Here is a 12,541-nt window from a genome sequence, read left to right on the forward strand (position 1 = left end):
CTCACAAAGCAATTTTCAGATGCGTACCTTTGGCACGCGAAACACAAGGGTAAATCATGTCGCTGGCGGCGGCCTCTTCTGGACTCATAATGAAATCGTGATGTTCAACCTCGCCTTCCAGCACTTCAAGAGCACAGAGACCGCATTCGCCCCGACGGCAATCTGACAACAGCTCGAGGCCAACTGCCTCCAGCGCATCCAATAGCGACTGGCCGGGAGCCACCTTAACAGTGATGCCTGATTCGACGGCTTCTACTTCATATCCCTCGTTGCCCTCAATACTGACGGGTACCGTACCAAACAGTTCAAAAGCGATCTGACAACGTGGAAAACCCTGGCTGTCGCAATAATGCAGGACATCGTTCAATAAGCGAGCTGGGCCACATACGTGAATACGATCTGCCGCAGTAAGATCTTGCAACAATTGCTGAATCGAGATTTTCTCACCGTCGGCAAAGTGAAAATGACATTGCTCACCAACCAGCTTGATAATTTCATCAGAGTAAATGGCCTGCTCACGCGTGGCGGCGTAATAGTGGAACTGAGGTGTACGGCCAGCCTCGCATTGTCGTGCTACGATGCCGGTGAGCGGCGTGATGCCAATTCCTCCGGCGATAACAATGTTTCTCCCTTTCCCTTCCGCATTGAGGACAGGAAAATGATTAAAAGGACCTTCCAGCGTCACCACATCACCTTCCTGTAACGAAGCCAAATAACGACTGCTTGACGAGCAGTCATTCAAGCGAATGGCAAAGGTGATTTCCCGCGTCTCAGATGAAAACATCACGCAGGAGTAGTGCCGCCAGTCATTTATGGTGGGAATAAACACACGAAAATGACAGCCTGGCGTCAGTTGCGGCGCAGAGCCTTCGGATATTGCCAGGGTGAATTCCCGTACCGAGTCCGACAAACTGTACGCATGAGTGACCAGATATTTCATCATGGTATGGTACGTCCTTATTCCACAGCCGGTGTTTCATGTAGATAATGCCAGCAAGCATTTCCTTCGCTGAAAGTGATAATGACCAGCGACCAACGACGCTCAATTTCGCCATCTCTGGTGTGCGTTTCACGATAGCGCAGGGCAACATGATCATCTGCCGAAATAATAACTTCACAAGCATCAATATCAATCTTTAACCCCGGACGACTACCGATATTATTACGAAACAACGCTTCCACCTGGTTAAGTGTGACACTCTGACAGCCAGTGGTAATCATGGAGAAATCAGGACTGAAACTCGCCAGCAATTTCTCCATAGACGCATTACCTTTTTGCTGATTATTGGTAAAAACGTCTTCAATCCATTGATGAAGTTCAATAACGCTCTGACGGGCAATTAACTCTCGCTCTTCTCGCATATCTTCTCCGCATGTTTTTTTAGTTGACGCAACTTAATTAACGGCAGCAAGCCGAATAATGCTGCAATAATAAAGGTTAAGTGATAAGCGCTGGCGGAAATATACTCCCGCTGCAACAGATTAAAAATCATGGTAAAAAGGGCCGCGCCTGTGCTGAATGACATCTGTCGATTAAGATTCCAGATCACGCTGGCGCGAGAGAGCGCCTCATCTTCAAAATCCATCAATGCGGTAGTCTGCGCGGTATTGGCGCCAATACCACCACCGATACCCATCAGCAAATAAGCAGCAACGAGGCTTGGTAGATCATTTCCATGATTGATAGTGGCCAGTAAAGCGATACCAAGCGCATGGAGCACCAGACCGCAGAAGAAAAGACGTACAGCCCCCAGACGGTTGTATAGGCGACCACAAGTCAGCATGGCGCAAAATGCCCCGACGGCATATAGAATCATCAGAGACCCGGTTTTTTCCGCTGACCAGCCCAACTCCTGTTGTAAATAGAAGATGTTCAGCAAATTGACGCCGGTGAAAACCCCTGGTACTGCATAATAAACCCACACAGAGAAACGCAAACGGCTATTTTTCAATACATTCAAATCAAGGATCGCTTCTCCAGAGCGGCGGAAATGACGCAGGTAGAATAGAACGAACAAGCAACCACAAATTAACGCTATTACCGGCAGGAGCTTCGATGAAGCATCTGCATACATGGAAAGACCAAGCAACAGCGACGCCAGAGAGCAGCTGACCAGCAGTAACCCCTTAAGATCAGGACGCTGGACAGGTTTTTTTTCGCTGTGAATCCAAATCCATGCCAACAGCGCCGCCAACAAACTGAAAGGAATATTGCTAAGAAAAACCCAACGCCAACTGTACTGATCAACAATCATCCCCCCTACGCCTGGGGAGACGGCAGGAGCAATAAGCGCCACAGCCATTACCAGCGTCGAAATTTTTGCACGTTCATGTAGCTTAAACAGGCCAAAAGCCAACGCCTGACCTACAGGGATCAATAGACCACCACCCAGCCCTTGAATGAAACGCCATAGCACCAAACTGTAAAAATGGTTTGCCAACCCAGAAAACAACGCAGCCACAGAGAATAGCAACATTGAAGCGGTCATAATCTGGCGTGTGCCAAAACGACCAGCAAGCCAGTTACTGATGGGAATAACCAGAGTCAGTCCCAAAATATAACTGTTTACGACCCACGCGACACTGGATTCGGAAACAGACATTTCATCGGCAATATCCGGTAAGGCAATTGCCGACATGAAAATATTTACACAGTCTATAAAAAAGCCAACTAGAAAAATCAATGCAATACGATAGCGATAAGTCATTATTTTTCCTCCTGCGTAAATATATAATTTCTTGATTCATTACGTCTATTAATATAAATTTAATACTCCTTTTAAGTTAATTTAACAATAAAATGCAGAATCATTTAAACCGAATCCAGACCTTCCTTTCTGTTGTGGATTGCGGATCTTTTACCCGTGCAGCAGAAAGTCTTTTCATCAGTAAAGCAATGGCAAGTATTCATGTTAAATCGCTGGAAGAGGAATTAGATGTTCCTTTATTACTGCGCAATACCCGAGGGATTGCATTGACAGAAGCCGGAAAGAATTTTTACAACGACTTCAAGGAAATATTTAATAATATTCAGAACGCCTTTGATAATGTAGCCGAACGGCACCACTCTTTGGCTGGCGCACTACGTATTACTGCTACTCCAGAATTTGGTGAAAAGTTTCTTTTACCCTTAATTGGCGAATTCTGCAAAATTTATCCCCAGCTTGAGATCAGTTATTTTGCAGGCTCTTCCCTGAACGATCTCATTGCCGAACGGCTTGATCTTGCTATTCGGCTTGGCACACTACGAGATTCCACCCTGAAAAGCCGACGCCTTACCAGCTATGCTATTCAGCTTGTGGCCTCACCCGGCTGGCTTGAACAACATCAGCTTAAGGAACCAAGCGAGCTGAACAACGTGGACTGGATCGCCAACAGTAATTTACAGGCTCCCACCCAATGGGATCTGGGTCATCCGACCCTACCTACCATCAGCATTCGCGGCAAAGCCAGATATACTTCTAACTCCTCAGAAGCGATACGCTCAATGGCACTCTCAAAGTTAGGTGTGGCGGTGCTGCCTGAATGGATAGTACGTGACGATCTGATGCGCGGTGACCTGGTACAGCTTTTTCCGAATTATCAATTACCGGAACAAGCAGTCACCATTATTTTTCCGAATAATGCCCGAATGCAGCGTAAAAGCCGCATTTTTATTGATTATCTACTGGAAAATTTACGAATTTAGCTATGAGTAAGTATGGAGAAACTGGATGATTTTAATATGGTATTTTTAAATATGACATCCATGTTACCCCACGAAAATATCTGTTCATCAACTTAGTTGATTTTGAGTTGTACCGGATAAAAATACGCTAACATAGCTCAAAGGAAGCGAACTGTGTTAGCAGCAATACTGAATTGGACATATGAGGGGTAATAAATAAACGTTAATTTATTATTTTTCATGGTGCCCCACCATAATGCCCTCCAATTAGCCTTTCATGAGTACCACAAAATATTAATCATCTTATTTTTCATAATATATCATATGAAACAAAAGTAATTATTTCATATTGTTATTACAAATTAATTATATTAGTTGTCATATAATGATAAATTTTGTTATTGCATTCCTACAGCTATTGAGAGAAACAATAGATAATAACTTTATGAAATAGTTAACAGTTGAATAATACCTTTTTATTTTTCAGCCATTTTCAACCTGTTTCATTTTGTTATCAAACGTCATATTTGCTGCCTTCTCTTAATGAACATTAAGCATCTTTTTACGGTATTCATGGGACTCAGGGCAGCATAAGTGTTTTATTTACTTAACATTTAGAAGGAATAATCATGAGCACACTCACTCCCGAACTGACGCAACAGGAACAAAAAGTTAACCGACTGCATGAAGCAAATATTATCAAACGTGCTAATCCCCAATTACAAAATGCAATACATCTTGCTATTACAGAGCATCATGCTGATCAGCAAGGTTATAACAGTAAATTCGGTGGCCGCGCCAGCCAGTATGTCGCCCCCGGCTCAGTTGCTTCTATGTTCTCTCCCGCCGCTTATCTGACTGAACTTTATCGGCAGGCGCGCGGTTTACATGCAGATAATTCCAATTATCATTTGGATAAACGCCGCCCTGATTTAAAATTACTGACACTCAGCCAGCAAAATATGGATGATGAAGTTTCTACACTTTCTCTATCTAATAAAGTGTTGCTGGAAGGGATTAAGACGCTGAACGGGTTGGAAGGCCATACTAGCGTGATGAAAGCGCTATCAACCTTTCGCCCTACGGGTTCGATGCCGTATCACGATGCTTATGAAAATATATTCAAAGTTATTCAGTTACAAAATCCAATATTCGACCAATTTAGCCCATCCCCAGAAACAGATATCGCCAAGTTGAAATATCAAGCTTCCCTATTAGAGATTAATATTTCCATCTCTCCAGAGCTATTTAGTATCCTAACAGAGCAGATTACAGATGACGAAGAAGAGATTAAAACGCTCTATAAAAAAAACTTTGACGATATTCAGCCCTCTTTAATGGCAACGCTAGAATCTCTAAAAAGCTATTATAATTTGACTGATGAAGAAGTTAACCAGTTTATTGACCAACGAAATATTAAGCTAATACATGATGAAATGAATTCCGAATATGGCAGCCAACAACCGGCTCAATATTATCTACTCAGGCTTAATAAAATTATTCTTCTGTCACGAGCCACAGAAATGGCACCAGAATCCCTTAAAAACATTGCCTTTAGTAGAACTTATCAGGCAATATCCCAACCGATAGAAATCGCTCTGGAATATAGCCCTACTATATACGATGATCTGAACGATATACCAGACATCAACCCAGAGATATTAAAGAAAATCTTTCGCGTTAAATACTATATGCAACGCTACAATATTGATGCTGAAACTGCATTGATCCTGTGTAATGCACCAATTTCACAAAATTATTATAGCCGTAGTTCCGATCAATTTAGTCGTTTATTTAATACCCCACCATTGAATGGTCAGGATTTTCACGTTTGGGATGAAGAGATTAATTTAAGCCCAAACAATACAGATAGCTGGCAAAAAGAAGTGCTCAAACGGGCTTTTAATGTCGATGATATTTCACTTTACCAATTACTAAAGATGACTCATTGTGATAATGACAATGGAAAAATAATCAATAATTTAACTAATATTTCTTATCTCTGGCGGATATCCATCAGTTAACTGTTAATGAGCTGAATTTACTGTTGGTTGCCATAGATGAAGGATCAACTCATTTATCTGGGATTAATGATGACAATCTGGTTGTTCTGATCGACAAACTTTATCGCGTTACCCAGTGGTTGCGTACACAGAAATGGAATACGTACCTGTTGTTTATGATGACTACCACCAGCTATAACAAAAACCTGACTCCAGAAATCCAGAACCTGCTAGATGCTGTTTACAATGGTTTGCAAGGCGTTAACAGCGAAAATGAGACAAATCTTCTGTTGAAAATGTCTCCTTATATCGCCGCCGCTCTGCAATTGCCGTCTGAAAATGCCGCTCACTATGTACTCACCTGGGCAGATCAACTAAAACCTGGCGCTGGTGCAATGACCGCAACAAAATTCTGGGAAGGGTTGCAATCTCAACACAACTCAGAACACTCCCCCACTGTAACAGAAGAACAAACAGTCCAATATTGCCAGTGTCTGGCACAACTGGCGCTGATTTATCATTCCATCGGCCTTAGTGAAAACACCTTACGTCTGTTTGTCACACAACCGCAACTCTTTGGCCTTACCGCAGGAACAACGTCAACACACAATGCATTATCGCTGATCATGCTAACCCGTTTTACTAACTGGGTTAACTCTCTGGGTGAAAAAGCCTCTTCTGTATTGGCCGAATTTGAAAAAGGAACATTAGAAGCCAAACAGCTGGCTGATGCCATGAGTCTTGATAAAAATCTACTGGAGCAAGCCAAGACTCAAGCCAAAGTTAATTTCTCCAACTGGACATCTATCGACGCCATCCTGCAATGGATTAATATCGCGCGTCAATTGAACGTTTCTCCGCAAAGCGTTTCAGATCTGGTGAAATTATTAACCACAGCCCTCCCCCAGACCTATGACAAATGGGAAAACGTCGCTGCGACATTAACCGCAGGACTGGACACCCAAAAGGCCGATGCCCTGCATATTTTTCTGGATGAGTCTCGTAGCGCCGCATTGAGTAAATACTATATCGGTCAAGTTGCTAGTCAAAATCCAGCGATTAAAAACCGTGATGATCTGTACCAGTATTTATTGATTGATAACCAAGTTTCCGCCGCCATCAAAACCACCCCGATTGCGGAAGCTATCGCCAGCATCCAACTGTATGTCAACCGGGCATTGAAAAAGATGGAAGGCGATACAATCACAAGTGTCATCTGCCATCCGTTCTTTACCAATTGGGATAAGTACAACAAACGCTACAGCACCTGGGCTGGCATTGCTAAGCTTGTCTACTACCCTGAAAATTATATCGATCCGACAATACGAATTGGGCGAACAAAAATGATGGATACGTTGCTGCAATCCATCAGCCAGAGTCAATTAAATACCGACACGGTAGAAGACGCCTTTATGTCTTATCTGACGTCGTTCGAACAGGTGGCTAATCTGGAAATCATTAGCGCCTATCATGACAGCATCAATAACAATCAGGGATTAACCTACTTTATCGGATACAGTAAAACAGAAGTGAACCAACATTATTGGCGTAGTGTGGATCACAATAAATTCAATGACGGTAAGTTTCCTGCTAACGCCTGGAGTGAATGGCACAAAATTGATTGCCCAATAAATCCTTATAAGAACACTATTCGCCCAGTAATTTTCCAATCTCGCCTGTATCTGATCTGGCTGGAGCAAAAGAAAATTGCTAAACAGGCAGATAATAATCAAACCGTTGAAGATTATCATTATGAACTAAAATTAGCACATATCCGTTATGACGGCACCTGGAATACACCAATAACCTTTGATGTCAGTGACAAAGTATCTAATGTTTTAATACCTGAGTCATTAAAGGAGCAATGGGTAAGATTTAAGGAAATATTGAAACAATCAGAGCAGAATCTGGTACAACTGGAGAAGAGACCAGAGCAGAAGAAACTAGCACCAGCAATAACGGAACTAAAGGAAATAATAGAAGGCCAGAAGAAATCGAAGATACAGATGCAACAGAAGATAGAGGAACTAATGACGCAACCAACAAGGCTCTATTGTGCAAATTATCAAGACGAAGATAAATTACTGGTCATATTTTATAGTAAACAGGATAAAACAAACGAATATGAAAGAGAGATCATAGATATAGTAACAACAGCGGATAAAGCAGTAAAATTAGTAGAAAAATATGATTTAGAAGGAACCTCAATAATAGAAAGAAAAAAAACAAGAATAGAAATAGAAGAAAAACCAGAAGTACTCATGCAAGGGCTACGTATCTCCTCAAACATGTTATTTGAAGATATCAATTCTGACGATGATATAATTCATATTAGTAACCAGTTTGATACCAATATTGAGGGCAATCGCATCATACGGGTTAACAATCGACATGAGATCATTTCATCAGAGACAACTGATGACGATAATATTTTGGTTATTCACCATGATACAAGCGGGGTACAATATATGCAGTTGGGAGGTTATCGTATTCGCCTCAATACGCTGTTTGCCCGTAAATTAATTAATCGCGCCACGGCCGGGATCGATACTATCTTAAGTACAGAGACACAGAAATTGCCAGAACCTCAGTTAGGGAAAGGATTTTTTACTTATCTCACTCTTCCTAAATATGATCAAAACGTACATGGCAATGAGCGTTGGTTTAAAATTCACATAAGGAATGATAATGGATTGATGAAGTTATACTACAAGGGAATATTAACTGATACTGAAACTAGCATCACTCTTTTTATCCCTTGGTCTAATACACAATCGCGTGTCGAAATAGCAGTAGAATATAAGAATAAATTCTATTTTGAACAACAAAAATGGGAAACTGCTTTATTTCATTTTGATGAAATTAATAAGAAAATTGTGTTAGTTAATGACGCAGATAATAAGTCAATAGTGATAAATGATACTGATGCCATCGTCAATAAATATAAAGGTTTTCTTGATGTTTCTATTCTTATCGATCAAAACACAGAACCAATGGATTTCAGCGGTGCTAACAGCCTCTATTTTTGGGAACTGTTCTACTATGCCCCGATGCTGATTGCTCAACGTTTGCTACACGAGCAAAACTTCGATGAAGCTAATCGCTGGCTGAAATATATCTGGAACCCATCTGGTTATATTAAACATGGTCAAATTCAGCATTACCACTGGAATGTTCGCCCGTTGTTGGAAGATACCAGTTGGAACGATGATCCACTCAATTCCGTCGATCCCGATGCTATAGCGCAATATGATCCCATGCACTATAAAGTCGTTACTTTTATGCGCACCCTAGATCTGTTGCTGGACCGTGGAGATTATGCCTATCGTCAGTTAGAACGAGACACGCTCAATGAAGCCAAGATGTGGTATATGCAAGCACTGCATCTGTTAGGCGATAAACCTCATCTATCGTTCAGTTCAGAGTGGAGCAAGCCGAGTTTAGGCGACGCTGCCAGAACGGAAAAACAAGAGCAACACGCCCAAGCAATGGCTGCTCTGCGACAAGGTGATGTTAGTCGGCACAGCAACCCGACAGATCATTTCTTGCCACAGGTCAATAAAGTGATGCAAAACTACTGGCAAAAACTGGAACAACGGCTGTATAACCTGCGTCATAACCTCTCTATTGACGGCCAACCGCTACATCTGCCTATTTACGCTACACCGGCAGATCCAAAAGCATTACTTAGCGCCGCTGTCGCTAGCTCCGAAGGTGGAGTAGCTCTCTCACAGCCATTTATGTCACTGTGGCGTTTCCCACACATGCTGGAAAACGCGCGTGGTATGGTCAGTCAGCTCACTCAATTCGGCTCCACGTTACAAAATATTATCGAACGTCAGGATGCGGAAGCTTTAAACACGCTCTTGTAGAATCAAGCAGCAGAATTGATATTGACTAATCTGAGTATACAGGACAAAACCATCGCAGAGCTGGATGCGGAAAAAACCGTACTGGAAAAATCCAAAGCCGGGGCGCAATCACGCTTTGACAGCTACAAAAAGTTATACGACGAAAATATCAATGCGGGTGAAAACCGGGCTATGGCATTGTATGCCTCCGTTGCTGGCCTCAGCACCGCCCTGCAAGCATCACGTCTGGCAGGCGCTGCGCTTGATCTGGCGCCCAACATTTTCGGCTTCGCTGATGGTGGCAGCCGTTGGGGGACGATTGCCGAAGCGACAGGTAATGTCATGGAATTCTCCGCTAATGTCATGAACACCGAAGCGGATAAAATTAGTCAGTCTGAAACTTATCGCCGTCGCCGTCAGTAATGGGAGATTCAGCGTAATAATGCCGAAGCAGAGATAAAACAAATCGATGCTCAGCTTAAATCGCTAACAGTGCGCCGTGAAGCTGCCGTATTGCAAAAAACCAGCCTGAAAACCCAGCAAGAACAGACTCAGGCGCAACTGACCTTCCTGCAACGTAAATTCAGCAATCAGGCACTGTATAACTGGCTACGTGGTCGGCTGGCCGCCATTTACTTCCAATTCTACGATTTGGCGGTAGCCCGTTGTTTAATGGCTGAATTGGCTTATCGTTGGGAAACTAATGATACCGCTGCGCGCTTCATTAAACCCGGAGCCTGGCAAGGAACCTATGCCGGCCTGCTCACCGGTGAAACCTTGATGCTAAGCTTGGCACAAATGGAAAATGCTCATCTGAAGCGGAATCAACGCGCGTTAGAAGTGGAACGTACCGTTTCTCTGGCCGAATTCTATGCCGGATTATCCAGCGATAAATTCAATCTTGCGGAGAAAATCGCCGAATTGGCGGGTAAAGGATCAGGTAGTGCCGGCAGCGGTAGTAATAAGCTGGCATTCGGCACCGGTACCGATACCAAAACCTCACTACAAGCGTCCATTTCATTATCTGACCTGAACATTCGCAGCGATTACCCAGCATCTATTGGTAAAACTCGTCGTATCAAGCAGATTAGTGTTTCTCTGCCAGCACTGTTAGGACCCTATCAGGACGTACAAGCGATTTTGTCTTATAGCGGAGATGCCACCGGGTTAGCCAAAGGTTGTAAAGCGCTGGCAATTTCTCACGGAATGAATGATAGCGGTCAATTCCAGCTTGATTTCAACGATGGCAAATTCCTGCCGTTTGAAGGGATTACCGTTGATGATAAAGGTACACTAACATTAAGTTTCCCAAATGCCACCAGCAAGCAGAAAGCTATGTTGCAAACATTAAACGATATCATTCTGCATATTCGTTACACGATTCTTGAATAACTACTCAACATAACACGAAAACAGGCCCCAAAACGGGGCCTCAGACCGCTGATAAACCTCATTCAAATAAATTACATCGTCACGTTAATTAAATATTTATAAAAATTACATTCATTAACAGTTTTAAACAGAAATTTACACTTAGTTAAATTATTAACCTTGATATCCATCAGTTCAAAATATAAATTTAGATTAATGTTTGATCACAAATGAAGCAGACGTAAGTCAGCATGAAAAATATGGAATTTACGGAGAAATAAGTATGGCAGTATCCAACAACGGCAAGATGTGCCCGGCTGTCACATCAATCACCTGTACGATGGAAATAGGGGTCTTTCCCGCCGATGAAGACCCTTGCTATCTGGCAGAAAAAGCTGAATACGCTCTGCGTTTGCCGGCAATGATCGTCACCAAAATGGGTGCTATTCGCTTTCTTAATCAAGTCATTATGAGTGGGTTGATTAAGGTTGAGGAACTTAAACATGACTTTTTATGGCCCTATAAAGCAGAAGTGGTGTTTGCTATCCGGGGGAAAAAAGATGTTCCTTTACCCATGCTGGCGACCAGTCAAGTCTCTAAGCAGCGTTATAGCGATAACTTACCGCAATCCAGTAATCCGTTTGCCCGGCCTTCTGCCGCTGATGTGGAGAAATTTGGTGTTAAGCGTATTCGGCGTCCCGATATTATTTTGGTTAAAGATGAAGCTCTCCGCTGGCCGGGCAGAAATGCCACCTACTTTGATGGCTCCGTACACCCTGATAATCTAAAGATGTTAATTGAGGTGAAATTTCCGGGGGATAAGCTTAGTGAGGATCAAGAAAAAGATTATATCCGGATTGCGACCCGCTCTCGCTTCGGCGTGATGCGCATCGACGATAACCGTACAGAAGAGCAAAAACAGTATGATGAAGCATGGCGAAAACTTTATCAGCCCGGCTCCCAACACTATAAAAATCCGATCCCACTGGCCCCGCTGCCGCCCGGTTCGCCGCCTGATGATGAAGCTTTACCCACCCCTCCCGCAGAGGGTGTGCCGGGGACCATTCCGCAACCCCTGACAAAAAATCCACCGCTTCTCAGCACTTCCCGTTGGTCTTTCTTACCCAGCTATGAAGACTGGGTTGTCCTCGGGCAGGAGGTGGCGGGTCTGGCTGAAAATGGGCTGAATTATGTCCGCGACAGTACCCGGGAGCTTCTTGCCCAGTTTGGTTCATGGCTCAATCAAACCGGTAAGTGGGTGTGTGAAGAGATTATTGACCCGATAAGCCATCAGGTTAGCTACGCGTTTTCCTGGGTTAATGAACAAACGGGAAAAATCGTGACCTGGACGGAGAGTGAGATAAAAGCCCGGTGGCAGACTGTGCAAAAAGGCTCAGATATCACCCTGGAAGAGCTAAAAAACATTAGCTGGATGCAAATATTAAAAGAGGTGGGTGAAGGCATGCTGGAAATGGTGGTGATTATTGCCGGTGTTGCTGTTGTTATCCTGGTCACCCTTGCCGTCGCTGCTGCATTGATTGCACTGGTGGAAATTTTAGCCGCTGCTGCTGCGGTAAGCGCCGCTGCGTTAGCCGCCGTCCTGACAATATTGGCGAGTGTGACATTCGCCGCCGCCTCATAATTCATGG

General features: G+C 43.3%; 5 protein-coding genes and 1 pseudogene. 3 read left to right on the plus strand and 3 right to left on the minus strand.

All coding sequences use genetic code 11. The features are described 5' to 3' along the window. Window position 1 precedes the first annotated feature (1 nt). From EAE91_RS11055 to EAE91_RS11065, 3 genes are read right to left on the minus strand one after another with little or no spacing between them, the layout of a single operon-like run. Entirely contained in the window at window positions 2-943 is a 942-nt protein-coding gene (locus tag EAE91_RS11055; RefSeq protein ID WP_214088546.1) for a flavin reductase family protein, read from the minus strand. Between the two features lie 14 nt (window positions 944-957). Then, window positions 958-1,362, minus strand: coding sequence for a hypothetical protein (locus tag EAE91_RS11060; RefSeq protein ID WP_214054373.1), 405 nt, complete (start codon window positions 1,360-1,362; stop codon window positions 958-960). Then, window positions 1,341-2,708, minus strand: coding sequence for an MFS transporter (locus EAE91_RS11065; RefSeq protein WP_214054374.1), 1,368 nt, complete (start codon window positions 2,706-2,708; stop codon window positions 1,341-1,343). Before EAE91_RS11065 ends, EAE91_RS11060 begins: the two co-directional genes overlap by 22 nt. Window positions 2,709-2,800: 92 nt before the next feature. Between EAE91_RS11065 and EAE91_RS11070 the strand changes: the two genes are divergently transcribed. The 3 genes and pseudogenes from EAE91_RS11070 (at window position 2,801) to EAE91_RS11085 (ending at window position 12,534) form a co-directional block, all read left to right on the plus strand. Next, window positions 2,801-3,688, plus strand: coding sequence for a LysR family transcriptional regulator (locus EAE91_RS11070; protein WP_214088547.1), 888 nt, complete (start codon window positions 2,801-2,803; stop codon window positions 3,686-3,688). A 608-nt stretch (window positions 3,689-4,296) separates the two neighbouring features. After that, window positions 4,297-10,913, plus strand: a pseudogene (locus EAE91_RS11080) (Tc toxin subunit A-related protein). Between the two features lie 262 nt (window positions 10,914-11,175). Further along, window positions 11,176-12,534 carry a VRR-NUC domain-containing protein gene (locus tag EAE91_RS11085; protein ID WP_214088549.1) on the plus strand — a complete coding sequence of 453 codons (1,359 nt, stop codon included), beginning with the start codon at window positions 11,176-11,178 and terminating at the stop codon, window positions 12,532-12,534. Window positions 12,535-12,541: the final 7 nt, after the last annotated feature.

The organism is Photorhabdus noenieputensis, assembly GCF_018448935.1.
GTDB lineage: Bacteria > Pseudomonadota > Gammaproteobacteria > Enterobacterales > Enterobacteriaceae > Photorhabdus > Photorhabdus noenieputensis.